Source organism: Pseudonocardia sp. ICBG601, from assembly GCF_020496245.1.
This window is the reverse complement of record NZ_JAHLJA010000002.1, coordinates 19665-45325: the sequence shown is the minus strand read 5'-3', so window position 1 is coordinate 45325 and position 25661 is coordinate 19665. Positions and strand designations below refer to the sequence as shown.

The 25661-nt window shown below is 74.2% G+C and carries 21 protein-coding genes and 1 pseudogene; 6 read left to right on the top strand and 16 right to left on the bottom strand.

Going from position 1 to position 25661, the window contains the following annotated elements:
* Nucleotides 1–113: 113 nt before the first annotated feature.
* Both KPL57_RS00290 and KPL57_RS00285 read left to right on the top strand, forming a co-directional pair.
* The gene (locus tag KPL57_RS00290; RefSeq protein WP_010230125.1) at nucleotides 114–350 is read left to right on the top strand and encodes a hypothetical protein; all 237 of its coding nucleotides are present in this window, start codon (nucleotides 114–116) and stop codon (nucleotides 348–350) included.
* Between the two features lie 85 nt (nucleotides 351–435).
* Complete coding sequence (locus KPL57_RS00285; protein ID WP_226349909.1) at nucleotides 436–1698, top strand: primosomal protein; 1263 nt, start codon at nucleotides 436–438, stop codon at nucleotides 1696–1698.
* Here KPL57_RS00285 and KPL57_RS00280 read toward each other — a convergent pair.
* Nucleotides 1695–2795, bottom strand: coding sequence for an adenosine deaminase (locus KPL57_RS00280; protein WP_226349908.1), 1101 nt, complete (start codon nucleotides 2793–2795; stop codon nucleotides 1695–1697). The two genes, KPL57_RS00285 and KPL57_RS00280, sit on opposite strands and share 4 nt — an antisense overlap.
* A 184-nt stretch (nucleotides 2796–2979) precedes the next feature.
* Between KPL57_RS00280 and KPL57_RS00275 the strand changes: the two genes are divergently transcribed.
* Together KPL57_RS00275 and KPL57_RS00270 are read left to right on the top strand one after the other, a co-directional pair.
* A complete protein-coding gene (locus tag KPL57_RS00275) occupies nucleotides 2980–4305 on the top strand; it encodes a PA containing protein (RefSeq protein WP_226349907.1) in 1326 nt (441 codons plus the stop codon).
* 152 nt (nucleotides 4306–4457) lie between these two features.
* Nucleotides 4458–4967 (top strand): hypothetical protein, encoded by a 510-nt coding sequence (locus KPL57_RS00270; protein WP_226349906.1) that lies wholly within the window; start codon nucleotides 4458–4460, stop codon nucleotides 4965–4967.
* A gap of 7 nt (nucleotides 4968–4974) precedes the next feature.
* On the opposite strand, the gene murJ is transcribed toward KPL57_RS00270, so the two are convergent.
* From murJ to KPL57_RS00225, 9 genes and pseudogenes are all read right to left on the bottom strand, one after another.
* Entirely contained in the window at nucleotides 4975–6810 is a 1836-nt protein-coding gene (murJ, locus tag KPL57_RS00265) for a murein biosynthesis integral membrane protein MurJ (protein WP_226349905.1), read from the bottom strand.
* A 748-nt stretch (nucleotides 6811–7558) separates the two neighbouring features.
* Nucleotides 7559–9163, bottom strand: a pseudogene (locus tag KPL57_RS00260) (cation acetate symporter); the annotation flags it as partial.
* Nucleotides 9160–9501, bottom strand: coding sequence for a DUF485 domain-containing protein (locus KPL57_RS00255; protein ID WP_226349904.1), 342 nt, complete (start codon nucleotides 9499–9501; stop codon nucleotides 9160–9162). The pseudogene KPL57_RS00260 and the gene KPL57_RS00255, both read right to left, overlap by 4 nt.
* Before the next feature lie 179 nt (nucleotides 9502–9680).
* The gene (locus KPL57_RS00250; protein WP_226349903.1) at nucleotides 9681–10967 is read right to left on the bottom strand and encodes a thymidine phosphorylase; all 1287 of its coding nucleotides are present in this window, start codon (nucleotides 10965–10967) and stop codon (nucleotides 9681–9683) included.
* Nucleotides 10964–11365, bottom strand: a complete 402-nt coding sequence (locus KPL57_RS00245) for a cytidine deaminase (RefSeq protein ID WP_062403743.1) — start codon at nucleotides 11363–11365, stop codon at nucleotides 10964–10966. Before KPL57_RS00245 ends, KPL57_RS00250 begins: the two co-directional genes overlap by 4 nt.
* Before the next feature lie 39 nt (nucleotides 11366–11404).
* Nucleotides 11405–12640 carry an ABC transporter permease gene (locus KPL57_RS00240; protein WP_226349902.1) on the bottom strand — a complete coding sequence of 412 codons (1236 nt, stop codon included), beginning with the start codon at nucleotides 12638–12640 and terminating at the stop codon, nucleotides 11405–11407.
* Nucleotides 12637–13716: an ABC transporter permease gene (locus KPL57_RS00235; RefSeq protein WP_062397669.1), complete on the bottom strand. Its 1080-nt coding sequence runs from the start codon at nucleotides 13714–13716 to the stop codon at nucleotides 12637–12639. The genes KPL57_RS00240 and KPL57_RS00235 overlap by 4 nt, the downstream gene beginning before the upstream one ends.
* Nucleotides 13713–15224, bottom strand: a complete 1512-nt coding sequence (locus tag KPL57_RS00230) for an ABC transporter ATP-binding protein (protein ID WP_226349901.1) — start codon at nucleotides 15222–15224, stop codon at nucleotides 13713–13715. The genes KPL57_RS00235 and KPL57_RS00230 overlap by 4 nt, the downstream gene beginning before the upstream one ends.
* Nucleotides 15221–16369: a BMP family protein gene (locus KPL57_RS00225; RefSeq protein WP_226349900.1), complete on the bottom strand. Its 1149-nt coding sequence runs from the start codon at nucleotides 16367–16369 to the stop codon at nucleotides 15221–15223. The genes KPL57_RS00230 and KPL57_RS00225 overlap by 4 nt, the downstream gene beginning before the upstream one ends.
* 194 nt (nucleotides 16370–16563) lie before the next feature.
* Here KPL57_RS00225 and KPL57_RS00220 point away from each other — a divergent pair, with 194 nt between their 5' ends.
* Both KPL57_RS00220 and KPL57_RS00215 read left to right on the top strand, forming a co-directional pair.
* The gene (locus KPL57_RS00220) at nucleotides 16564–17013 is read left to right on the top strand and encodes an SRPBCC family protein (protein WP_224401466.1); all 450 of its coding nucleotides are present in this window, start codon (nucleotides 16564–16566) and stop codon (nucleotides 17011–17013) included.
* Between the two features lie 73 nt (nucleotides 17014–17086).
* Nucleotides 17087–18406 (top strand): D-alanyl-D-alanine carboxypeptidase family protein, encoded by a 1320-nt coding sequence (locus KPL57_RS00215; protein WP_226349899.1) that lies wholly within the window; start codon nucleotides 17087–17089, stop codon nucleotides 18404–18406.
* A gap of 498 nt (nucleotides 18407–18904) precedes the next feature.
* On the opposite strand, the gene yhjD is transcribed toward KPL57_RS00215, so the two are convergent.
* The 6 genes from yhjD to KPL57_RS00185 form a co-directional block, all read right to left on the bottom strand.
* Entirely contained in the window at nucleotides 18905–19969 is a 1065-nt protein-coding gene (gene yhjD, locus KPL57_RS00210) for an inner membrane protein YhjD (protein ID WP_226350612.1), read from the bottom strand.
* A 43-nt stretch (nucleotides 19970–20012) separates the two neighbouring features.
* Nucleotides 20013–21026, bottom strand: coding sequence for a tryptophan--tRNA ligase (trpS, locus tag KPL57_RS00205; protein WP_062397676.1), 1014 nt, complete (start codon nucleotides 21024–21026; stop codon nucleotides 20013–20015).
* A gap of 25 nt (nucleotides 21027–21051) precedes the next feature.
* Nucleotides 21052–21954 carry a helix-turn-helix domain-containing protein gene (locus KPL57_RS00200; RefSeq protein ID WP_226349898.1) on the bottom strand — a complete coding sequence of 301 codons (903 nt, stop codon included), beginning with the start codon at nucleotides 21952–21954 and terminating at the stop codon, nucleotides 21052–21054.
* 195 nt (nucleotides 21955–22149) lie between these two features.
* Nucleotides 22150–22326, bottom strand: a complete 177-nt coding sequence (locus KPL57_RS00195) for a hypothetical protein (protein WP_226349897.1) — start codon at nucleotides 22324–22326, stop codon at nucleotides 22150–22152.
* Nucleotides 22327–22397: 71 nt separating this feature from the next.
* Complete coding sequence (locus KPL57_RS00190) at nucleotides 22398–25037, bottom strand: bifunctional FO biosynthesis protein CofGH (protein WP_226349896.1); 2640 nt, start codon at nucleotides 25035–25037, stop codon at nucleotides 22398–22400.
* An 82-nt stretch (nucleotides 25038–25119) separates the two neighbouring features.
* Nucleotides 25120–25623, bottom strand: coding sequence for a YbaK/EbsC family protein (locus tag KPL57_RS00185; RefSeq protein ID WP_373324028.1), 504 nt, complete (start codon nucleotides 25621–25623; stop codon nucleotides 25120–25122).
* Nucleotides 25624–25661 lie beyond the last annotated feature (38 nt).

The window sequence follows — 25661 nt, the reverse complement described above, 5'->3', positions numbered from 1 at the left end:
CACGCGCGGTCGCCGATCTCGCGATTCACCTGACCCGAACGGGTGGTATGGCCGAAACGGTGTCACATCGAGGGCACCGCCGACGCTGTACTAGACAACAAGGAGGTGATCCGATGCCGGAGAACACGACTTCCGAGGAGCAGACGTTGATCGCTGCTGCGGAAAAGCTCACGCAGTGCGACGGATACGTTGTTCTGGCGGTGGACCCGCAGACCGGGGAGGTGGACGCGCACGGCCCGTTCGACGGGATGACGGCGACCATCAAGGCCGACCAGCTGCGACGCGACTTCGACCGGGGTGGACTCGAGGACGTGTCCATCGGAGTGGTCCGACTGCACTCCCAGGCCTGACCCCGCACGACCGTGATCCGCCGGGCCGGCGACACCCGAGGTGGTGGGACCGGCCGGCGGAAGGACGCGACGATAGGCTCGCCCCGTGGCAAGCGACATCGTCCCGATCCGGCTCGCTCTCACCCGGGGCGACGTGGTCACCCTGTGGGCTCCCCCCTGGCGCGAGGACGGCGAGGAGTGGGAAGCCTTCCTCGGCGACGACGAGCACGTGTTCGTCTTCGACGAGGTGGCCGGTCTCGCCGCGTTCGTGCGGACCGCACCCGAGCACGACCTGACCGACCACCCCGCGTGGTCGGCGGTCCCCGGGCTCGCGGTCGCCGAGCTGACCCCCGACGCCGTCCACCGGTACGACCTGGTCGGTCTGCCGGAGCTGGCCGCCGCCGACCCGGACGCGCTGACCGTGCAGGAGCTGCACGAGACCGTCTCGATCGTCCGGTCGCTGGCCGACGTCTGCGACCTCACCGACGTGATCGCCGCGCTCGACGGCGAGCCCACGTTCGCGCTGCTGCGCGAGGGCGAGCAGGCCTTCGCCGGCCGTGACGGCGCCAAGCGCTGGACCGCGCTGTCCGAGGCGATCGCGACGCACTGGGACGGGATCGTCGACACCGTCGACGACCTCGTCGCCACCCCGGACGTCGACGCCGGGGCGCTGGACAAGGCACGCGCCGAGGAGCAGGAGCTCCGCGACCGTCTCGCCGAGCAGCCCCTCGACGACGACAAGGCCCTCGAGGCCGCCGCGCTCGCCGCGGGCACCGAGGACGCCGACACCGCCGAGGAGGAGCCGACCGGCTTCTGGGCCGAGGTCGGCATCGACCCGATCCGCATCGAGGTCGGCGACCGCTCCGTGGTCAGCCTGCGCTGCTACCTCGACGACAAGCCGGTCTTCCTCGGCTCCGACGGCCGGATCGACGTGTTCGGCTCCGAGCGTGCGCTGTTCCGGGCGCTGGCCGACCGGGAGCACCCCGCCGTCGCCGGGACCGACCTGACCGCGGCCGTCACCTTCGCCGAGGTGCTCGACGCGGCCGCCGTCGGCGAGCTCGACGGCGGCGTCGAGGACATGAACACCTACGTGCTGACCGGGATCGGCCCCGACCTCGCCGAGGGCGTGCTCGACCTGGACCCGGTCCAGCTCGACCTGGCCTCGGAGCTGCTGACCGACGTCGGCGAGTGGGCCGGGGACCCCGAGCCCGCCGAGGTCCTCGCCGAGTCCAACAGCCTCGGCTGGCTCGTGTCGTTCGTCGTACGGCCGGACCCGACGCGGATGGCACCCAGCCCGCCGTTCACCCAGGAGGCGCAGTCCTGGGGCGAGCTCGTCGCCGGGCTCGAGGCCCGGCTGCGGGAGCACTAGCGCGACAGGGCCTCGTACCCGGGCTTGATGACGTCCTCGATGAGCGCCAGACGCTCGTCGAACCCGATGAACGCCGACTTCATCGCGTTGACGGTGAACCAGCGCAGGGTGTCCCAGCCGTAGCCGAAGGTCTCGGCCAGGTCGTACATCTCGCTGGTCATCGTGCAGCCGGACATCAGCCGGTTGTCGGTGTTGACCGTGACCCGGAACCGCAGCTCGGTGAGCAGCCCGATGGGGTGCTCGGCCAGCGACGACGCGGCGCCGGTGTGCACGTTCGAGGTCGGGCACATCTCCAGCGGGATGCGGCTGTCGCGGACCCAGGCGGCGAGGCGGCCCAGCTGCGGGCCGTCGTCGGTGACGGTGATGTCGTCGACGATCCGGACACCGTGCCCGAGCCGCTCGGCCCCGCACCACTGGAGCGCCTCCCGGATCGAGGGCAGCCCGAACGCCTCACCGGCGTGGATGGTGACGTGCGCGCACCGCTGACGGACGTACTCGAACGCGTCGAGGTGGCGGGTGGGCGGGAACCCCTTCTCGGCGCCGGCGATGTCGAACCCGACCACGCCGGAGTCGCGGTGGCGCACGGCCAGCTCGGCGATCTCCCGGGACCGGGCGGCGTGCCGCATCGCGGTGAGCAGGGTGCCGACCCGGATGGTGTTGCCGGCCGCCGCGGCGCGGTCGGTGCCGATCCGGAACCCGTCGAGGACGGCGTCGATGACGGCGTCGAGGTCCAGCCCGCCCTCGACGTGCAGCTCAGGGGCGAAGCGCACCTCGGCGTAGACGACGCCGTCGGCGGCCAGGTCCTCGGCGGCCTCGGCCGCGACCCGGGTCAGCGCCTCCCGGGTCTGCAGCACGGCGACGGTGTGCCCGAAGGTCTCGAGGTAGCGGACCAGCGAGCCGGAGTGGGCGGCGCCGAGGAACCAGGCCGCGAGCTCGCCGGGGTCGGTGGTGGGGAGCTTGTCGTAGCCGTACTCGCGGGCCAGGTCGACGACGGTCCCGACCCGCAGGCCGCCGTCGAGGTGGTCGTGCAGGAGCACCTTGGGAGCGCGGCGGACGGTGTCGCGGGTGACCGGGACGGGAGCGGTGGGATCTGCCACTCGGGCACGGTACCGAGCGGCGTGGCGCGCGACGACCGGCGCCCGGACCTGCCATGATCGACCCGATCCGGGTGCGGAGACATGCCCCGGACGGCTCAACGCAACACCGTCCGTCGACCCTCGTACGGCGGTCGCTACCCTCTGGGCACTCCCCACTTGGCTCAGAGGAAGCGCAGCAGGTGCCATGAGCGACACTTCGAACCTCTCGTTCGACCGGATGCGCGGCATGCTCATGCGAGCGGCCGAGATCCGTGACAGCGAACAGCAGCAGATCTTCGACTCCCTCGACGAGATCCACGCCCGGCTGGCGGCCCTGGACGCCATCGGCACCGTGCGCAAGAAGCTCACCGAACTCCCCGACCGGACCGAGCTGAACGTCCTGGCCGAGCGCCTCGACGAGACCGTGTCCAAGCTGGACAACACCGAGATCGTGCTCGGCGCGATCACCCGGGCCATCGAGTCCCTGCCGGACAAGCTGGCCAAGCCGATCGCCCAGCTCGACGGGCGGCTCGACGGCATGGGCGGGCGCCTCGAGGGCGTCTCGGGCCGGATGGACGGCCTGGACGACCGCCTGGGCGGCCTGCACAAGCGCCTCGACGACCTCGACAACCGCCTCGACCGGCACGAGATGCGGCTCGACGCGATGCCGAACGCCGTCGCCTCCCCGATCAAGGAGCGCGTCGACGGCGTCGAGCGTCAGGTGCGCGAGCAGCTCGACGCGGCCGTGCACTCCTTCGAGGAGACCGGCGAGGGCCTGCGCAACCTGCTGGGTGACACCTCGGTGGGCCTGCACCGCCGCCTGGAGGACCTGGCCCAGCGCCCGGCCGTCGACCCGGCCCCGGCGTTCGACGCCCTCACCGAGCGGCTGGAGGCCCTCTCCGCCCGTCTGGAGGAGGTCGGCACCCGGCTCGACTCGGTCGAGTCCGGTCTCGACGGCAAGCTGACCGACCTGGACGGGTCGGTCAAGGAGCGGGTCGGCAAGCTCGGCGGGTCCCTGAAGGACCGCCTGGGCGAGCTCGACGGCTCGGTCACCGAGCGGCTGTCGTCGCTGTCGGAAGCCGTGGACGGCCGGTTCGACGCGCTCGGCGAGAGCGTCGACGGGAAGCTCGACAAGCTCACCGGCGACGTCGACGGCCGCCTCGACAAGCTGACCGGGGAGGTCGACACTCGCCTGGAGAAGCTGTCCGGCGACGTCTCGACCCTCTCCGCCGGCGTCGACGACCGGCTCGCCGGCCTCGACACCGTGCTGCGCGACCGTCCGGACACCGGCTCGGTCACCGACCTGGTCACCAAGGCCAACGCCGAGTCCGAGCGCCGCAACGCCAGCCAGCTCGACGAGGCCATGGCGACGTTCGCGGAGCTGATCATGGGCCGGGGTGGGCAGTACGCCCAGCAGGCCCCGCCGCCCCCGCCCCGCCCGGCCCAGCGCCGCGGGCGGGCCAAGGTCGCGGTGAAGAGCCAGAACGGTGCCTCCGCCGCCGACCTGGTCGGCGACGACCCGGACGACTGAGTCCCCCGGTTCTCCTGACGGACGCCGCGCCCCGCACGCCGGGGGCGCGGCGTTCGTGCGTTCCGGGACCCGATTGGGCTGATCGGCCGCAGACAACCGATTCCGCCGCGGCCATCATCGCTGCACCCGTCGGCCGACCGGTGGAGGTGTCCGTGGATCCGGCCCTGAGCTTCTACCAGAGCCTCAGCTCGGTCAGCTTCACGCTGCTCGGGCTGTGGTTCACCGTGCTGGGTCTCTCGCACGGCGGGTGGCGTCGCGATCCGGCCCTGCACCGCAGCACGCTGCACGTGGCCCTGCACTTCTTCCTGCCCGGCGTGATGGGGCTGGGCGCGGTGCTGGCCGCCGGGAGCAGCATCGCGTGGCGGGTCACGTTCGGGGTGCTGGGCCTGGTCGGCCTGGTCGAGTCACTGCTGTTCCTGCGTCACCGCGGGGCGCCCGTGGCGCGGACGGTGCGGTCCCTGCGCACCCTCGACCCGCTGCTCTACGCCGCGATCGTCGCCGCGGTGTTCGTCCCCGGCCCGGTCGGCGGCGCCGCGCCGCTGCAGATCGAGGGCACGGCCACGGGACTGCTGTTCGTCGTCGGGCTGTGCTACCTCTGGTTCGCGTTCTCCCAGCGTGCCGCCCCGACGCCGGTGCCGGACGGGGCGCCGCCCGTCGTGTGAGCCGGGGTCAACGGCGGGCGAAGCGCCGGAACACGGCGTCGAGCTCGCGGACCCGCAGCACCCGCATCGCGACCACGGCCAGCGGCAGCGCGATCAGCGAGCCCCCGACCAGCAGCGTCCAGGCCCGGGCGACGTCCGGCCAGTCCGCGAGCGCCGGGTCCACGAGCCGGGTGATCCCCCAGGCGACGGCGGCCGCGGCGGCCGAAGCGAGCGCCACCCGGGCCAGGCAGGCGAGCACCTCACCGGAGCGGGCCCGGCCGAGACGGCGACGCAGCAGCCACTGCCCGAGCACCGCACCCCCGACGAACGAGACCCCGTTCGCCGCGGCGAGGCCGAGCACGACCTGCTCCGGCGGGAGCAGCAGCGGGCACGCCAGCAGCAGCGGGATCTTGACCCCCACCATGCCGACCTGGATCAGCGTCGGGGTGCGGGAGTCGGTCATCGCGTAGAACACGCGCATCTGCAGCATCGTGACCGCGTAGGGCAGGAGCCCGAACGCCGACCACGCGACGGCCTGGCCGAGGCGCTCGGCCCCGGTCCCGCTGCCCGCGCCGACGGAGAACAGCGCGGTGCCCAGGGACGGGCCGAACGCCGTCATCACGGCCGCGATCGGCACGAGCCCGACGGTGGACAGACGCGCGCCGAGGGAGAGGTCGGTGACGACCTGGTCGACGTCGCCCTTCGCCGCGGCCCGGCTCATCCGCGGCATCAGCGCGGTCAGCAGCGACACCCCGAGCACCCCGTACGGGACCTGGAGCAGCAGCCACGCGTTCATGTAGGTCGCGACCGACCCCTCGGACGCCGACGCGGCGACCCGGGTGGTGACGATGTAGCCGGCCTGCCCGACGAGGACGTAGGCCACGATCCACAGCGCCATCCCGCCGGCCAGCGACAGCCGCGGGTCCCAGCCCCACACCGGGCGGTAGCGGAACCCGATGCTGCGCATGAACGGGATCAGCACCAGTGCCTGGACGACGATGCCGAGCGTCGTCCCGACCCCCAGCACCAGCAGCTTCGGGTCGCCCATCCGGACCGGGTCGACCGAGATCTCCCCCGGCACGAGCACGTAGACGACGAGCACACCCAGCAGGACCAGGTTGTTGAGCACCGGTGCCCAGGCGAACGGTCCGAACACCTGTTTCGAGTTCAGGACCGCGCCGAGCAGCGCACCGATGCCGTAGAAGAAGATCTGCGGCAGCAGCAGCCAGGCGAACGCCGTGGCCAGGGCCGGGTTGGCCTGTCCGGTGTCCCCCGAGCCGAGGTAGAGCCTCGTCAGCAGTGGGGCGGCGGCCATCGCGATCAGGGTCGCGACCAGCAACGCGGCCCCGACGACGGTGAGCAGACGGCGGGTGAAGCGTTCGCCGCCGTCGGCGTCCTCGGCCTGGGCGCGGACCAGCACCGGGATCATCACGCTGGTCAGGACACCGCCGAGCAGCAGCTCGTAGACGATGTTCGGCAGCGTGTTCGAGACGGTGTAGGAGTCGTTGACGACCGCGAAGCCCAGCACCGCGACCAGCGCGAGGTTCCGGACGAAGCCGGTGAGCCTGCTGACCAGGCTGGCGATCGCGATCATGCCGGAGGAGCGGACGAGCGAGCCGGTGCGCTCCGCGCCGCCGGACGGGGTCGTCCCGGTGGGGTCGTCCCCGGACGTCCCCGGGGCCGGTGCTCCGCCGTCCCCGGGCGTCTCCCCCGCCGGCGCGGTGCCGTTCGACGGCGTCCCCGGGCCCGCGGCGGCGCCGTCCGGGAGTGCGGGACGGCCGGGCGACGGGTCGGCCACCGGTCCCAGCGGGGTGGTCGGCTCCCCCGGGTCGGGGATCCGCCCGGACCCGAGCGGACGGGTCACCTCGGCGGCTCCCTCCGGGGGCGTCCGCGGGGTCCGCCGGGGGTCGGTGCCCATCACCGGTCGGGGGAGCGGCTGGTGCCGCACCACCGCGGGGTGGGGCGCCCGCTCCGCCGCTCGTCGGTCCTCACGCATCGTGGTCCATCGTGCCGGATCGGAATCGTCGTGCCGACGCCCGCCCGGCACCGCGCCGTCACCCACCGGTGGGCGCACCGGCCCGGCGTCACGGCGCAGCGGCGGGCGTGTCGCGGATCCGCCCGTTCCGGCGCCCCGCCGAGCACGGCCCGGCCCCGGCCGGCGGGCGCCGGCCGGGGTCGGGGGACGCGGCTCAGTGGGACGGCGTGCCGGTGCCGGGCCCGGGCCGCTCCCGTCCCGGGCGCAGCTGCGGGTCCCGCGCCGGGGCGGCCGGCGGCCGGTACGGGCCCGCCGGGTGGCCGCCGGGCCGGGCGTCGCGCGACGGCCCGCCGTGGGGCCGTCCCGTGCGGAGAGGTGCGGCGGCACCGTCCGGCCGGGCGGTACGGGCCACCCCACCGTCCGGACGCCGGTGCGGCGCGGGACCGGCCGGGCCCCGGTACGCCGCGGGACCGGCCGGGCCGGGGTGGCCCGCAGGACCGTCGGGGCGCGGGTGGGCACCGTGACCGGCGGAGGCCGGGTGGACGCCGTGGCCGGCGGGGACCGGGGCGACGCCGTGACCGGCGGGAGCCGGGTGGGCGCTGTGGCCGGCGGGGAGCGGCGCCGGCGGGTCCTCGGGAACCGCACGCTGCAGTCCTGCCCCGGTCAGCGCCCGGACCGACATCTGCGCGTGCCCGGCGGCGTCGGGGCGTTCGCGGCCCAGCACCGAGCCGAGGTAGCCGAGCAGGAAGCCCGCCGGGACCGACACCAGGCCTGGGTTCGCCAGCGGGAACCACGCGAAGTCGAGGTCGGGCAGCATCGCCGTCGGCGCACCGGACACCGCGGGCGAGAACACGATGAGCGTCAGCGTGACGGTGAGGCCGCCGTACATGCTCCACAGGGCACCGGTCGTGGTGAACCCCTTCCAGAACAGCGAGTACAGCAGCGTCGGCAGGTTCGCCGAGGCGGCCATCGCGAAGGTCAGCGCGGCCAGGAACGCGATGTTCTGGCCGTTGGCCAGGATTCCCCCGGCGATGCCGACGAGCCCGATGACGACGGTGGTCAGCCGGGCGACCCGGACCTCCTCGGCCGCGGTGGCCTGGCCGCGGCGCAGCAGCTGGGCGTACACGTCGTGGGCGAACGCGGCCGCGGCGGTGATCATCAGACCGGCGACGACCGCGAGGATCGTCGCGAAGGCCACCGCCGAGACCAGCGCCAGCATCACCGGCCCGCCGATCTGCAGTGCCAGCAGCGGCGCCGCCGAGTTCACCCCGCCGGGCGCGGCGAGGATCGCCTCCGGCCCGACCAGCGCGGTGGCGCCGTACCCGAGCGCCAGCACCAGCAGGAAGAACGCGCCGATCAGCCAGATCGCCCACACGACCGACTTCCGGGCCTGCCGGGCGTCGGGGACGGTGTAGAAGCGCATGAGGATGTGCGGCAGCCCGGCCACACCGAGGACACCGCCGACGGCCAGTGACAGCAGGTCGAGGTTGGCCGTCAGGCCACCGCCGTACAGCAGCCCCGGGGACAGGACCGCCTCGCCGCGCGGGTGGTTCGCGACGGCCGCGGTCAGCAGCGCGGGCAGGCTCATACCGGTCGTGCCGAGCACGAAGGCGGCCATGATCATCCCGGTCGCCAGCAGCAGGACCGCCTTCACGATCTGGATCCAGGTCGCGCCGCTCATCCCGCCGATCAGCACGTACCCGACGACCACGGCCCCGACCCCGGCGATCACCGCGGACTGCCCGGCACGGTCGGTGATGTTGAGCAGCAGCGCGAGCAGGCCGCCCGCGCCCGCGAGCTGACCGAGCAGGTAGAGCGTGGAGATCGCCACCGCCGAGGTCGCGGCGGCCGCGCGCACCGGGCGCTGCCGCAACCGGTAGCTGAGGACGTCAGCCATCGTGTAGCGACCGGTGTTGCGCAGCATCTCGGCGACGAAGAACAGCGCCACCAGCCAGGCGACGAAGGCGACGACGGCGTAGAGGAACCCGTCGGGACCGGCGACGGCGACCGCGCCGACGATGCCGAGGAACGTCGCGGCCGACAGGAAGTCCCCGGACAGGGCCAGGCCGTTCTCCGGACCGGTGAAGCCGCTGCCCGCGGTGTAGTAGTCCCGGGCCGCCGACGAGCGCCGCCGCACCCGCAGCACCAGGACGAAGGCCAGGAGGATGAACGACGAGAACACCAGGATGTTGAGCAGCGGGTCCCCGGGGGCCGGGGACGCGGCCGCGACGGCGGCGGTCACCGGTGGCCCCGCTCGAGACGCTCACGGATCTCGTCGGCGAGCGGGTCAAGGCGGCGGCCTGCGTACCGGACGTACAGCGCGGTGATCGCGAACGTCGAGACGAACTGCCCGATGGCCAGCACCAGCACCAGCGTGAGGTCGCCGAGCACCCGGGTGCCGAGCAGCCCGGGCGCCCAGGCGCTGAGCCCCACGAACAGGAACAGCCAGCCCAGGAAGCCCGCGGTCGCCGGCAGCACGAAGCGCAGCAGGCGCGCGCGGAGCTCGCGGAAGTCCTCGCTCGCCTCGGCCGCGGTCCAGACGTCGGGGCCCGCCGTCACCCCCGCGGGGTCCGGTGACACGGGGACGTGGCTGGGGGACGGCATCGTCGCCGGCGAACGGTTCACACTGTGCGTAACGGACGGATACACCGAGAGTTACGTTTCGTCGCGAATGCGACACGCGGACGCAGGAAGATCCGTCACGTCCCGTCGGGCACCTGCCGCCGTTCGGGGCCGCGCGCTGCCCCGGCCGGGGGCGGTCAGCCGCCCCGGCGGACGTCGAGGACGAGGTCCCGCTCGGGCGGCGGGTCCGCGGTGATCAGCAGCGCCGCCCCGGCGAGCAGCCGCCGGGCCGCGGGGAGCCGGTCGGCGTCGTCGGTGTGCAGCTCGGCCAGCGGCGCACCGGCGCGGACCTCGTCGCCCGGGGCGGCCAGCAGCCGGACCCCGGCCCCGGCCTGCACCGGGTCCTCCTTGCGGGCGCGCCCGGCTCCGAGCTTCCAGGCCGCGGTACCGACGGCGAGCGCGTCGGCCCCGGCGAAGATCCCGGACCGCTCGGCGACGACCGTCTCGACGTGCGTGGCCACCGGCAGCGGCGCGGACGGGTCCCCGCCCTGCGCGGCGATCATCCGCTCCCACACGTCGTACGCGGCGCCGGAGGCGAGCACCGCCGCCGGGTCGGCGTCGGGCAGACCGGCGAGGGCGAGCATCTCCGTGGCCAGCGCGACGGTGAGCGACACCAGGTCGGCCGGTCCCCCGCCACGCAGCACCTCGACCGACTCGGCGACCTCCAGGGCGTTGCCGACGCAGCGGCCCAGCGGGCGGGACATGTCGGTGAGCAGCGCGGTGGTCGGGAGGCCGTGGGCGGCACCGATCGCGGTCATCGCGTCGGCGAGCTCCCCGGCGCGCGGCAGGGTCTTCATGAACGCGCCGGACCCGACCTTCACGTCGAGGACCAACCCGCCGGTGCCCTCGGCGAGCTTCTTGCTCATGATCGAGCTGGCGATCAGCGGGACGGACTCGACGGTGCCGGTGACGTCGCGCAGCGCGTAGAGCCGCTTGTCGGCGGGGGCGAGCGTGGGCGTCGTCGCGCAGACGACCGCGCCGACCTCGCGCAGCTGCGCGGTGATCTCCTCGGTGGTCAGCGAGGCGCGCCAGCCGGGGATGGCCTCCAGCTTGTCCAGGGTGCCGCCGGTGTGGCCGAGCCCGCGCCCGGACAGCTGCGGCACCGCCGCCCCGCAGGCCGCGACGAGCGGCGCCAGCGGCAGCGTGATCTTGTCCCCGACGCCGCCGGTGGAGTGCTTGTCGACCAGCGGGCGTCCGACGTCGCCGAAGTCGAGGACCTCGCCGGAGTCGATCATCGCCTGGGTCCAGTGCGCGATCTCGCCGGGCTCCATGCCGTTGAGCAGGATCGCCATGGCCAGCGCGGCCATCTGCTCGTCGGCGACCTCGCCGCGGGTGTAGGCGTCGACCACCCAGTCGATCTGGGCCTTCGACAGCGTGCGGCAGTCGCGCTTGGCCGCGATGACCTCGACCGCGGAGAAGCTCACGGGAGGTCCTCCGGGCCGAACGCGTCGGGCAGCACCTCGGTGAACGGCAGCACCCCGCGCGGGGTGTCGCAGAGCAGGGCGGCGCCGCCGAACTCGTGGAGCACCTGGCGGCAGCGGCCGCACGGCATGAGCAGGTCGCCGTCGCCGGAGCGGCAGGCGACCGCGAGCAGCCGTCCGCCGCCGGAGAGGCGCAGCTGGCCGGCGAGGGTCACCTCGGCGCAGACGCCGAGGCCGTAGGAGGCGTTCTCGACGTTGCAGCCGGTGACCACCCGCCCGTCGTCGACGAGTGCGGCCGCGCCGACGTGCAGCCGGGAGTACGGCGCGTACGCCCAGGCCGCGGCCTGCACCGCGGCGGCCCGCAGGGCGTCCCAGTCCGGGACGGGTGCGTCGGGCCGCATCATGTCCGCGCCCGCTCCGGACGGTCCCCCGCCTGCCATCTAGCGTCCCTCCCCGCGCCGGTACGGCTCGCCGAGCCGGGCCGGTGGTCGTAGTCGTTGCGAGGCCGCCGCGAGCACGATCAGCGTGACCAGCTGCGGGGCGTAGGAGGCGAACTCGCTGGGCACGGTGTCGACCGACCAGTAGACCGCGTACACCAGCAGCCCCGCGACGAGCGCGACGGCGGCGGCGGTCCACATCCGGCGGATCGCCCACAGCACCGCGACGACGACCGCGACCAGCGTCGCGCCGTAGAGCAGCGCGTGCACCGCCTCACCGCCGGCGCGCAGCTGCAGGCCGTCGACGTAGCCGAACAGCGCCGAGCCGACGAGCAGCCCGGCGGGCCGCCAGTTGCCGAAGATCATCGCGGCGAGGCCGATGTACCCGCGGCCGCCGACCTGGTTCTCCAGGTAGCCGAGCTGGCCGGGGTTGAGCACCAGGGCCGCGCCGCCGAGCCCGGCCAGCGCGCCGGAGATCGTGACCGCGACGTACTTGTGCAGCACCACGTTCACGCCGAGCGACTCCGCCGCGACCGGCGACTCGCCCGCGCTGCGCAGCCGCAGCCCGAACGCCGTCCGCCACAGCACGAGGTAGCTCACCGGGACCAGCGCGACCCCGATGACCAGGATCGGCGTCAGGCCGGTGACCAGCCCGGACAGCAGCCCGGCGAGGTCGGAGACGAACACGCGTTGCTGGGCCTCCAGCGCCGCGAGGCCCTCGGAGACCCCGGGGATCGAGAACTCGGTGAAGCCCTCCAGCCGCGGGGACTGGCGCGGGTTCTGCGAGACCGGGGTGAACACCAGCGTCGCCAGGTACTTCGTCAGTCCCGTCCCGAGCAGGGTGATCGCGACGCCGGAGACGATGTGGTTGACGTTGAACGTCACCGTCGCGACGGCGTGCAGCAGCCCGCCGAGCGCGCCGAACACCAGCCCGCCGAGCATCGCCGCCCACGGCCCCCACTGGTAGCCGGCCCAGGCCGCGCCCCAGGTGCCGAGCACCATCATGCCCTCGAGGCCGATGTTGATGATCCCGGCGCGTTCGGCCCAGAGGCCGCCCAGGCCGGCGAGCAGGATCGGCAGCCCCAGCCGCACCGCGGCGGACGCGGTGCCGCCGGAGGTCAGCTGGGTCTGGCCGGTCAGCGTCACCGTGACCGACAGGACGGCGACGAGCGCGGCTGCGATCAGCGCCGACCGGGCCCAGCCGGGCAGGGTCCGCGCACGGTCCAGCACCGCGGTCACGACGACACCTCCGCGGGTTGCGGTGCGGGGGCCGCCGCGGCGACCCGCCGTTGCTCGGCCCGGCGCTCGACCCGGCGGACGACCTCGTAGGCGACGACCACCGACAGCACGATCAGGCCCTGCATGATCAGCACGATCTCCCGCGGGATGCCGACGACGTCGAGCGCCACCGCGGACTTGTCCAGGAACGCCCACAGCAGCGCGCCCAGCGCGATGCCGACGGGGTGGTTGCGGCCCAGCAGCGCGATCGCGATGCCGGTGAAGCCATAGCCCTGCGGCGAGGACAGCGTGTAGGCGTGGTCGCGCCCGAGCAGCTCGGGCAGCCCGACCAGCCCGGCGACCGCACCGGAGAGCAGCAGCGCGACGACGATCGTGCGGCGCGCGTTCACCCCGCCGGTCGCGGCGGCCGTCGCCGACTCGCCGGAGGCGCGCAGCTCGAAGCCGAACCGGGTGCGTCCGAGCAGGAACCAGTAGCCGATGCCCAGCGCGGCCGCGACGAACACCATCCCGAAGATCGCGCCGTTGCCCACCGGGATCCCGGGGAACCAGCCCGACTCGGGGATCGGCGGGGTGGTGATGTTGTTGCCGCGCAGCTCGCCGAAGGTCTCGGCGCGGATCAGGTAGGCGATCAGCCCGGTGGCGATCGCGTTCAGCATGATCGTCGAGATGACCTCGGAGACACCGCGGTAGGCCTTGAGCAGCGCCGGGATCGCGACCCAGGCGGCGCCGGTCAGCAGCGCCACCACCATGATCAGCACGGTGTGCAGGACCGGCGGGAGCGCCACCGTCCCGCCGACGATCGCGGCGACGCAGGCGGCGACCCGGAACTGGCCCTCGACGCCGATGTTGAACAGCCGCATCTGGAAGCCGATCGCGACGGCCAGCGCGGCGAGGTAGTAGACGGCGGCGGAGTTCACGGTGTCCACGACGACCGTGCCCGACCCGACCTGCGCGAGGATCGTGGTGACCGCCGTCCACGGCGACGCCCCGCTGATCACCAGCGCGACCCCGCAGAGCAGGGCGGCGACCGCGATCGCCAGGACGGGCGCGACGACGGCGCCCCGCAGCCGGCTCACGTGGCGGCTCCGGTCATCTTGGTACCCAGCTCCTCGGGGGTCACGGTCGCGGGATCGGCGGTGCCGACCAGCCGCCCGCCGGAGATGACGGCGAGGGTGTCGGACAGGCCGATCAGCTCGTCGAGGTCGGCCGAGACCAGCAGCACCGCGAGCCCGGCGGCGCGGGCGCGGCGCAGCTCGGCCCAGATGCCGGCCTGCGCGCCGACGTCGACGCCGCGGGTCGGGTGGGCCGCGATGAGCAGCACCGGGTCGCCGGACAGCTCCCGCCCGACGACGAGCTTCTGCTGGTTGCCGCCGGACAGCGCGGCGGCCATGACGTCGATGCCGGGGGTGCGGACGTCGAAGTCGCGCACGATCCGCTCGGTGTCGGTGCGCGCCGCGGCGGTGTCCAGCAGCCCGCGCCGGGCGATCGGCGGCCGGGACTGGAACCCGAGGATCCGGTTCGCCCACAGCGGCTGCTCGCCGAGCAGGGCGTGGCGGGACCGGTCCTCGGGGACGTAGCCGATGCCGGCCTCGCGGCGGGCCATCGTCGACGTCGCCGAGATGTCGGTGCCGTTCAGCAGCACCCGGCCACGGGCGTGCCTGCGCATCCCCATGACCGTCTCGACGAGCTCGGTCTGGCCGTTGCCCTCGACGCCGGCGATGCCCAGCACCTCACCGGCGTGCACGACGAGGTCGACGCCGTCGAGCAGGTCGCGGCCGCCGTCCGGGCTCGCCAGCCCGAGGCCCTCGACGCGCAGCACCTCGCGGTCGGTCACGGTCGACTCGCGGGTCTCCGGCGAGGGCAGCTCCGAGCCGACCATCATCTCCGCCAGCTCGCGGTTGGTGACGGTCCGCGGGTCCGCGGTGCCGACCGTGCGGCCGCGGCGGATCACGGTGATCCGGTCGGCGACGGCGCGGACCTCGTCGAGCTTGTGCGAGATGAACAGGAACGTGTACCCGTCGCCCTGCATCGTGCGCACGGTCGCGAACAGCTCGTCGACCTCCTGCGGGACCAGCACCGCGGTCGGCTCGTCGAGGATCACCGTGCGGGCGCCGCGGTAGAGCACCTTGAGGATCTCGATGCGCTGCCGGTCGGCGACGCCGAGGTGCTCGACGAGCGCGTCCTGCCGGGCGGCGAGCCCGACGGTCGCGGACAGCTCGGTGATCCGCGCCCGGGCCGCCTTCCCGATGCCGTGCAGGCGCTCGGCGCCGAGCAGCACGTTCTCCGCGACGGTCAGGTTGTCGGCCAGCATGAAGTGCTGGTGGACCATCCCGATCCCCGCGGCGATGGCGTCGGCGGGGCTGCGGAAGTGCGTGTCCGCCCCGTCGACGACGATCGTGCCCTCGTCGGGCGTCTGCATCCCGTAGAGGATCTTCATCAGGGTCGACTTGCCGGCCCCGTTCTCGCCGCAGAGGGCGTGGACCTCACCGTGGGTGACGGTGAGGTCCACGCCGTCGTTCGCGACGACGCCGGGGAACCGCTTGGTGATCCCGCGCAGTTCGACCGCGTGGCGCTCGTCGGTCACTTCGTGGACTTGACGTCGATCTGTCCGGCGATGATCGCGGCCTTGTACGCCTCGAGCTGCGGGACGATGTCGTCGACCTGGCCACCGGAGGTGGAGTAGCCGACACCGTTGTTGGCGAGGTCGAACCGCGCCGGGAGCTTCGCGACGGTGTTGCCCGCGACCGCGTTGATGTACTCGTAGACCGCCACGTCGACCCGCTTGATCATCGACGTCATGATCGTGTCGCGGACCTGGGTGAGCTGCGGCGAGTTGTACTGGTCGGAGTCGACGCCGATGGCCTTCTTCTGCGCGGTCTGCGCGGCCGCGAAGACACCCTGGTTCGACTGGCCCGCCGCGGCGAAGGCGATGTCGGCGCCGCCGTCGTACTGGCCGGACGCGATCTCGGTGGCGCGGGTGGCGTCGTTGAAGCCGGTGAAGTCGCCGGCCGGGGAGATGTAGGCCGACTCGACGTCGATCTGCGGCGCGACGGCCTTGGCGCCCTGCTCGTAGCCGGCGTCGAACTTCTGGATCAGCGGGTTGTCGACGCCGCCGATGAACCCGACCTTGCAGGTCGAGGTCTTCAGCGCGGCCGCGGCGCCGACCAGGAACGAGCCCTGCTCCTCGGCGAAGACCAGCGGCTTGACGTTGGGCAGGTCGACCGTGTCGTCGTCGACGATGGCGAACTGGATGTTCGGGAACTCGGTCGCGACGGTCTTCACGCCGGTGGCGTAGTTGAAGCCGACCGCGACGATCGGGTTGAACCCGCCCTGGGCGAGCTGGCGCAGGCGGTTGGTGCCCGCGTCCTCGCTCTCCCCCGCCTGGGCGGTCGCCTCGCGTGTGTTGGCCTTCTGCAGCCCCAGCTCGGCGACGGCGCGGTCGAGGCCGGCGGCCGCCGCGTCGTTGAACGAGGCGTCGCCACGGCCGCCGATGTCGTAGGCCAGCCCGACCTTGAGCCGGCTCGCGTCCGCCTTCGGGGCCTCCGGCGCCGGCTGGGCCGACGCGGCCGGGACCGACGGCGGCGCGACGCGCTCGCACTCCCCGGTCTGGGCGCCGCCGCCCCCGCCGGTGTCGCGGGCACAGCCCGCGAGCGTGAGTGCCGCCGCGGCCACGAGCGCGATCGCGGTCGCGTACCGGCCCCTGCCTCCGATGCGCTGGTTGATCCGCACGAGGTGACCTCCCCCTCCGGCGCCACCGCTCGGCGGCGCATGTCCGGACGGGACGGTAACCGCTGGACAACGGTTTTGGCAGAAGTCGAAACAGGGCCGTGACGCGGAATCGTCGAGCGGTTGACGGACGGTACCGTCCGCGCACCCGGACGATCTTGTACCGGGAGGTGACGGCAGTCGTCGGAGGAGGATCGATGGATCGCGCGGAACGTACGGTGCAGGCCCCACCGGAGCGGGTGTGGGAGCTGGTCTCGGACATCACCCGGGCCGGTGAGTGGAGCCCGGAGGCCACCGGGGGACGGTGGCGCGGCGACGCGACCGGGCCCGCCGTGGGCGCGAGGTTCACCGGGGGCAACCGGCACGGCCGGATCCGCTGGTCGACGCACTGCCGGGTCACCGAGTGCGAGCCGGCCCGCCGGTTCACCTTCGTCGTGACCGAGTCGCGCACCGCCTGGGGCTGGATCCTGGAGCCGGCCGGCGACGGGGCGACGACCGTCGTCGCCTGGCGGGAGAAGACCGGCGAGGCGGCGCTGCCGGTACGGCTGCTGCAGCGCAGCGGGATCCTGGGCCGGGACCGCGAGACCCTGATGCGCGACGGGCTGGAGCGCAGCCTGGACCGGGTCAAGGAGATCGTCGAGCGCTGACCGTGCCGCGGTCCGTGGTGCCGGGCCCGGAGCGGGCGGCCCGTTCCGCCGGGCGGTGGGTCATGCTGCAACGGTGACGACCCCCGCCGGCCCGGGCTCCCCGCGCCGACCCGCCGCCCGGCTGCTCGTTCCCGTCGTCGTGGCGCTCGCGCTGGTCGGGGCGGCGGGTACCGCTCCGGTCGCCTCCGCCGCTCCGGCCGCCCCCGCCGCTCCGGTCGCGGCCGCCGCGGGGTGCCCGGGGCAGGAGGTCCCGCCCGGCCCGCCCGCGCGGGAGGAGACGGTGCCGGTCGCCCCGCTGCCGGTGCCGTCGCCACCGGTCGGCGGGCTCGGCGGCTGCGGTGACACCCACGCCGGGCCGGTGCCGCCCCCGCCGGTCGGGGTCGCGTCGTACGTCGTCGCCGACCTGGACTCGGGTGCGGTCCTCGCCGCCCGGGCCCCGCACGCGCGGCAGCGTCCGGCGTCGACGATCAAGCTGTTGCTCGCGCTGGTCGTCGACGAGCGGCTGCCGATGGACCGGGTGGTCGTGGGCACCGCCGAGGACGCGAACGTCGACGGCAGCCGGGCCGGGATCGGTCCCGGTGGGCGCTACACGGTCGACCAGCTGCTGCACGGGCTGCTGCTGTCCTCGGGCAACGACGCCGCGAACGCCCTGGCCCGCGAGCTCGGCGGGGTCCCCGCGACGCTGGCCGCCATGCGCGACGAGGCCCGCCGCCTCGGTGCCCTGGACACCCGCCCCGCGACGCCCGCCGGCCTCGACGGCCCGGGGATGTCCGCCTCGGCCTACGACCTGGGCCTGCTGCTGCGCGCCGCACTGGAGCGCCCGCGGATCGCGGCCGCGCTGACCACCCGGAGCATCCCGTTCCCCGGGTTCGCCGACAAGCCCGGCTTCCTGCTCGGCAACGACGACCGGCTCCTCGGCGCCCCCGGCTTCCTCGGCGGCAAGAACGGGTTCACCGACGCCGCCCGGCACACCTTCGTCGGCGCGATGGAGCGCGACGGGCGACGGCTGGTCGTCGCCATCGTGCGCGGCGAGCCCCGGCCGGTGCTGATGGTCGACCAGGCCCGCGCACTGCTGGACTGGGGCTTCGGCGCCCAGGCCACCGGGATCGGGACGCTGGTCGAGCCGGGCACCACCGGGTCCGCCGACGGCTCGGACACGCCCCCCGGCGCCGCGGCCCCCGCCGGCGGGGCAGGCGGCGCGGACAACGCAGGCGGCGCGGCGGCGTCCGGAGACGCGGACGGGGCGACGGGGAGCACCGACGGGGCGACGGCGACCGGCACCCCGGATGCCGCGGGTGCTCCGCCGGTCCCCGCCGCGGTGCTGGTCGGCGGGGTCGCCGCGCTCGCCGGCGTCGGGGCCCTGGTGGCCGCGCGGCTGCGCCGGCGTCGTTGACCCGCGGCAGACGCCCGGGACCGTCCCGGCGCCCCGCACCCCGGAACTCTCCTCCCGCGGAATCGCCCACCGGGTGAACGAGTCGTCGGGGCCTCTCCCGGGACCCGGCCGAATCGGCGCCGGCTCGCCCCGGTGCCCGAGGGCCGGGGTGCACCATTCTGCGAATCCGCTTACCGGGTAAGCGAATTCGCCGGGATCACGTCCCCGGAGCTCGGGTCCGCGAGACCGTTCACCGGGCGAACGAGTTCGTCGGGGCCTGTACCGGGAGAACCGGCCGGGACGGCACCGGCTCACCCCCGCGCCCGCAGGCCGGGCCACACCCTCCTGCGAATCCGCTTACCGGGTAAGCGAACTCGTCGGGATCAGGCCCTTCGAGATCGGGGCGGGACGGCGTCGCGGGTACCCCCGGTGCCCACGAGCCGCCGGCACCTCGCCGCAGCGCGGCAGCCCCGGACCGCGCGCACACCTGTCCGAACGCGTACGCCAGGGACCGGACGGTCAGCGCCGCCGGCGCCCCAGGGCCCGCAGGCCGAGTGCCCCGCCGATCAGACCCGCGGTGACCAGGCCCGCCGACGCGAGCGCGCCCGGCCCGTCCCGGACGACGTACTGCGGACGGATGATCGCCGGGGCGGGCAGGTCGCGGTAGCCCAGGTCGTTCTCCTCGGCGCTCGCGGCCCAGGCCGTCACGAACAGCAGGAACCGCGAGGTGAAGAAGATGAAGACCAGCAGACCGAGGATCGGGCCGAACGCCTGACCGACCGGCGAGTCGCCGAAACTGCCCAGGTAGAACACCATCACCCGCTGCAGGATCGCGAACCCGACCGCGCCGATCAGCGCGGCCTTGACGGCGCTGCGCAGGGACACGGGCTCGCGCGGCAGCCGGGCGATCACCCAGAGGAACACCAGCCAGTTGCCGGCGAGCACGAGCAGGAACGAGGCGATGCTCAGCAGCACGCGTGCCCACGTCGCCTCGCCGAGGCCGACCAGGTCGAGCAGGTACCTCCCGGCCGCGCCGCCGATCGAGGAGATCGCGAACGACAGCACGAGGGCCAGCCCGAGCCCGAGCAGGGCGAGCAGGTCGAACGCCAGCCGCTTGATCATCGGCGGGGCGTCGTCGCGCTGGCCCCACTGCTCGGTCAGCGCCTCGCGGAGGTTGCTCATCCAGCCGATGCCGGAGTAGAGGGCGCCGACCAGACCGATCAGGCCGATCGCGCCGGCCCGGTTCACCGCGGTGTCCACGACCTGGCCGAGCGTGTCACCGAGCCCGCCGGGCGCGGCCGAGGAGATGGAGTCCCGGAGCGAGTCGACCAGCTCCGGGTTCCCCCGGAGCACGAACCCGGCGATCGCGAACCCGACCATCAGCAGCGGCACCAGCGCGAGGATGGAGAAGTAGGTGATCGCCGCGGCGTAGTGGTCGCCGTGGTTCTCGGTGTAGCGCTCCCCCGCCCGGACCAGATGGTCCAGCCAGGGATGCTTCTCCCGCTGGCGGTCGAGGAAGGTCTCGGTCTCCTCCTCGTCGGTCTCCAGCCGGTGCGCGATCGTGGCGGCGCGGTTCTCGGCCATCATTCCCCCGGTTCGGTGGTACTCCCCGCCCCGGGCGCGCGGCTCAGGCGGGCGGGAGGAACCCGATCCTCTCGTGAACCGCCGCCAGTGTCGCGCCGGAGACCTCACGCGCACGGGTGGCACCGCGCGCGAGCACCCGGTCGAGCTCGGCCGGGTCGGCCAGGTAGCCGTTCACCTTCTCCGCGAACGGCTCCGCGAACGCGGCGACGATCTCGCCGAGGTCCTTCTTCAGGTCGCCGTAGCCGCGGCCGACGTACTCGGCCTCGACCTCGGCGACCTTCCGGTCGGTCATCGCCGCGTTGATGGTGAGCAGGTTCGCGATGCCCGGCTTGTTCTCCGGGTCGAAGCGGATCTCGCGCTCGTTGTCGGTCACCGCGGAACGGATCTTCTTCGCCGAGGTCCGCGGCGGGTCGAGCAGCTCCACGATCCCGCTGGGCGACGACGCCGACTTGCTCATCTTCGCCGTCGGGTCCTGCAGGTCGTAGATCTTCGCCGTGGCCTGCGGGATGTGCGGCTCGGGCACCCGGAACGTCTCACCGAAGCGGTGGTTGAACCGCTGCGCGAGGTTGCGGGTCAGCTCCAGGTGCTGGCGCTGGTCCTCGCCGACCGGGACGCGGTCGGCCTGGTAGAGCAGGATGTCCGCGGCCTGCAGGATCGGGTACGTGAACAGCCCGACCGTCGCCCGGTCGGTGCCCTGCTTGGCGGACTTGTCCTTGAACTGGGTCATCCGGCCGGCCTCGCCGAAGCCGGTGATGCACTCCAGGATCCAGGACAGCCGCGCGTGCTCCGGGACGTGCGACTGCACGAACAGCGTGCAGCGGTCCGGGTCGAGCCCCAGCCCGAGCAGCTGCGCGGCCGCGACCCGGGTACGCCGGGCCAGCTCGGCCGGGTCGTGCTCCACCGTGATCGCGTGCAGGTCCACGACGCAGTAGAACGCCTCGTGGTCGTCCTGCAGGGCCACCCACTGCCGCAGCGCACCCAGGTAGTTGCCGAGGTGGAACGAGTCGGCCGTGGGCTGGATCCCGGACAGCACGCGGGGACGGTGGGCGTCGTTCATGCCCGCCATCGTTCCCTACCGTCCGTCATCTCGGGCGCACCGGGGACACCGAGTCCCGGGCGAACGCCCGCCCGCACTGCTCGCAGTCCAGCCGCACGCAGAGCGGCTGCCCGCAGGCCCGGTGGCGGATCGTGAGGTCGATCGGGGCGCCGTCCCCGCCGCACCAGCGGTGCGACCACTCGACCAGGCAGGCGTGGATCGGGAAGCTGGCCCGCCCCTTGTCGGTGAGGCGGTACTCGCCGTCGCCGCTGCGGCTGAGCACCCCGAGCGCGACGAAGCGGCGCAGCCGGTCCGACAGCACCTCCGGGGAGATCCCCAGCTCGTGGGCGAAGCTGGTGAACGCCCGGATCCCGGCGAGCGCGGCGCCGAGGACGGTGGCACCCCACCGGTCGCCGATGATCTCCATCGCACCGGGCAGGAACGAGAGCGGGTCGACGGGCAGCGTGCCGCGGGTACGCCGCGGGTGCCTGCGGGCCAGCAGGTCCAGCCCCGGCGCCCCGGGCTCGCGCTCGACCTCGGTGTCCCGCGGACCGACCGCGCCGCCGCAGGCCGCGCAGCACACCCGCACCCGGGTGGGGCGGCCGCAGTCGCGGTGCACGATCTCGGGGAGCGGGACCTCCCGCGGGACCCAGGTCTTCTCCCAGTCCCAGGTGCAGATCAGCAGCTTCCAGATGTCGCCACCGCGCTCGGTGAGGGCGTAGCCGCGGCGCTCGCGGCCACCGTCGGCGTAGCTGCGGGGCTCGAGCAGACCCGCGTCGACGAGCCCGCGCAGCCGCGCCGACAACGTCGCGTCGGAGATGTTGAGGGTCTCCCGCCACCCCGCGTACCGGCTGACGCCGAGGAACGCGCGCTGCAGGATCAGCAGCGTCCAGGTGTCGGCGAGCAGGCCGAGACCGCGCCCGACGGCGCCCAGCTCCTGCGGCCGCACCCGCTCGCCTCCCTTGACCCCGGACTGCTCAAGATCGTACCGTTGGCCTCACTCTGCCGATCGAAGCCGCGCCAGCGCGTGGCCGGCGGCGGGGTGGGCCGGATCGGGGGGTCGGCCCACCGGCCGGGGCGGACGTCCTGCGACAGCGCGGTGAGGGGGCTGCGGCAGCCGCGGGGCGTCGTCCCGGTCAGTACCTCACCCGTTCTCCCGGTCCTCCTCCTGCGCCGGGTCCTCGGGCTGCGGCGCGGCCTCGACCGTCACCACGCCCTTGTCGAGGTCGATCGGGCCCAGCCGCCACTGCTGCCCGCCCTGCGCGGCGTCCGAGTCCTCGTGCATCCGCTTCCGCGGGAACATCTCTCCGAGTACACCCATACCGCCACCGTAGGCCGATCGGCGGCCGGGCCGGTCCCGCGCGGCCCGGGGCGGCGCGGGACCGGCCGGGATCAGGCCGGGGTCAGCGGCAGCATCCGCGGCCCGGTGCCCGACGCCGGGGTGAGCACGCGGGGCTCGCCGCGGTAGGTCGTCGTCCGCTGCCGGACCGGGCGACCGGCGGCCGCGGCGATCGCGGTGAGCTCGGCGACCGAGCGCTCGGAGCCGTTCTCCGAGCCGGCCATCCGGGAGATCGTCTCCTCCATCAGCGTGCCGCCCATGTCGTCGGCGCCCCCGGCCAGGATGTCCGCGGCGAGGTCGTCGCCGAGCTTCACCCAGGAGCACTGGACGTGGTCGATCCGCCCGTGCAGCGCGAGCCGGGCGAACGCGTGCACCGCCCGGTTGTCGCGCTCGGTCGGCCCCGGCCGGGCGATCCCGGCCAGGTAGATCGGGGCGTTGTGGTGCACGAACGGCAGCGGCACGAACTCCGTGAACCCACCGGTGCGGTCCTGGATCGACGCCAGCGTGCGCAGGTGGCCGAGCCAGTGCCGGGGCTCGTCGACGTGGCCGTACATCATCGTCGAGCTGCTGGGGATCCCCAGCTCGTGCGCGGTCGAGACGACCTCGATCCACTGCGACGCCGGCAGCTTGCCCTTGGTCAGCACCCAGCGGACCTCGTCGTCGAGGATCTCGGCGGCGGTGCCCGGGATCGAGCCGAGCCCGGCAGCCTTCAGCTCGGTCAGCCACTCCCGGATCGACACCCCGGCCTTGGCCGCCGCGGAGACGATCTCCATCGGGGAGAACGCGTGCACGTGCATCCCCGGCACGGCGGCGGTGACCGCGCGGACCAGGTCGGCGTAGAACGACACCGGCAGCTGCGGGTCGATGCCGCCCTGCACGCAGACCTCGGTGGCGCCGTCGCGGGCGGCCTCCGCGGCGCGCTGGGCGACCTCGTCGAGCGAGAGCCGGAAGGCGTCGGCGTCGCGCTCGCGCTGGGCGAAGGCGCAGAACCGGCAGCCGACGTAGCAGACGTTCGAGAAGTTGATGTTCCGGTTGACCACGTAGGTGACGTCGTCCCCGTTGACCTGCCTGCGCACGTCGTCGGCGAGGTCGAGCAGGGTGCGCAGCGCGGGCCCGTCGGCGGTCAGCACGGCCATCGCGGCGTCGGCGTGCGCCGGGTCGAGCAGCGCCGCCGGGTCGGACGCGGCCAGGTCCAGCCCGGCCCGGACGTCGGAGTCGAGCCGCTCGGGGGCCGCCCCGTGCCCGGCGCGCTGGTGCTCCAGCTCGGCGGCCACCTCGTCCCAGTCGCCGTAGACGTCGCCGAAGTCGCTGCGCCGGTCCTCGGTGCGCCCGGTCGTGTCGATCGTGGAGTTCAGGTCGGTGCGCCCGGTCGAGGCGAACCCGCCGTCGGGCTCCTGCCACGCCCGCCCCTCCACGACGGCGTCGGGCCGGGCGAGCCCGTCGGGCCCGGACAGCGCGGCGACGTGGCCGTGCAGCCGCGCGTCGATCCACGGCGACCCGGCCCGCACGTACTTCGGGTAGGCGGTGAGGCGCTCCTGCAACGTGAAGCCCTCGGCCTCGGTGATCGCGGCCAGCTCGTCGACGGCGGGCCACGGCATCTCCGGGGACACGTGGTCCACCGTCACCGGGGAGACACCGCCCCAGTCGTCGATCCCGGCGCGCAGCATCAGCGCCTGCTCGTCGCCGACGAGGTTCGGCGGCGCCTGCAGCCGCACCTTCGGGCCCAGCACCAGCCGGGCGACGGCGATCGCCGCGGCCAGGTCGTGCAGGTCGGCGTCGGGGTCGCCTGCCATCGCGGTGTCCGGCTTCGCCCGGAAGTTCTGGACGATCACCTCCTGCACGTGCCCGTGCGCGCGGGCGGCGGAGCGGATCGCGAACAGCGACTCGGCCCGCTCGGTGCGGTTCTCGCCGATGCCGATCAGGATGCCGGTGGTGAACGGGACGCCGACGCGGCCGGCGTCGGTGAGGGCGCGCAGCCGGACCGCGGGCTCCTTGTCGGGGCTGCCGAAGTGCGGGCCGCCCTTCTCGAACAGCCGCTGCGACGTCGTCTCCAGCATCATCCCCATGCTGGCCGCGACCGGCTTGAGCCGGGTCAGCTCCTCCCAGCTCATGACGCCCGGGTTGAGGTGCGGCAGCAACCCGGTCTCCTCCAGGACGGCGATCGCGCAGGCCCGGACGTAGTCGAGGGTGGAGTCGTAGCCGCGCGCCTCGAGCCACTCGCGGGCCTGCGGCCAGCGGTCCTCGGGGCGGTCGCCGAGGGTGAACAGGGCCTCCTTGCAGCCCTGCGCGGCGCCCTGGCGGGCGATCTCGACGACCTCGTCGCGCTCCAGGAACATGTCGTCGAGCTTGTGCGGGACGGTCGCGAACGTGCAGTAGTGGCAGCGGTCGCGGCAGAGCCGGGTCAGCGGGATGAAGACGTTGCGGGAGTAGGTGACGACGCCCGGGCGGCCCTCCTCGACGAGTCCGGCGTCGCGGACCCGGCCGGCGTGGCCGAGCAGCTCGTCGAGGTGCTCACCGCGGGCGGCGAGCAGGACGGCGGCCTCGGTGACGTCGAGGGTGGCCCCGTCCCGGACCCGGCGCAGGGCCCGGCGGAACGCCGAGTCCGAGGGCACCGGTTCGGCGGGTGCGGGGGTCGGGAGAGGGACCGGCGGTACGGCCTCGGCCGGGACGGGTGCGGCAGGAGTATCGGCCATGCCACCCACACTAGGTTTCGCGGATCATCGCAGCGACCGTCCGTTTCCCGGCGATGGATCACGGCCGGTGCGGGAATACGGCTCAGGCGACCTCGGCGGGCGTCCCGCCGGTGACGGCGACGAGCTCGTCGAAGGTCGTCGGGAACACCGAGCGGGCCACCCCGCCGGCCGCCCAGACCCGGTCGAACTCCCCCAGGGCGACGTCGACCAGGGTGCGCACCGGCGCCGGGTGCCCGACCGGGGCGACCCCACCGATGACCTGCCCGGTCGCCTCCAGCACGAGCTCCTTGGACGCCCGCCCGACCCGCTGCGCGCCGACCAGGGCGGCGACCCTGTCGGTGTCGACCCGGTGCGCGCCGGAGGTGAGCACGAGCAGCGGGGCGCCGTCGGCGTCGAAGACCAGCGAGTTCGCGATCTGGCCGACCTCCACCTCCAGCGCGGCGGCCGCCGCGGCCGCGGTGGTCACCGCGTCGGGCAGCAGCACCAGGCCCGCGATCGACGCGGGATCGGCACCGGCCCGGCGCAACGCCTCCTTCACGGCGGCGACGCGGGGGTGGTCGGCTGGGTGTTCGACGCTCCGGCTCACCCGGCCCATCCTGCCCCCGCCGCGTCGCGGGCGCCGCC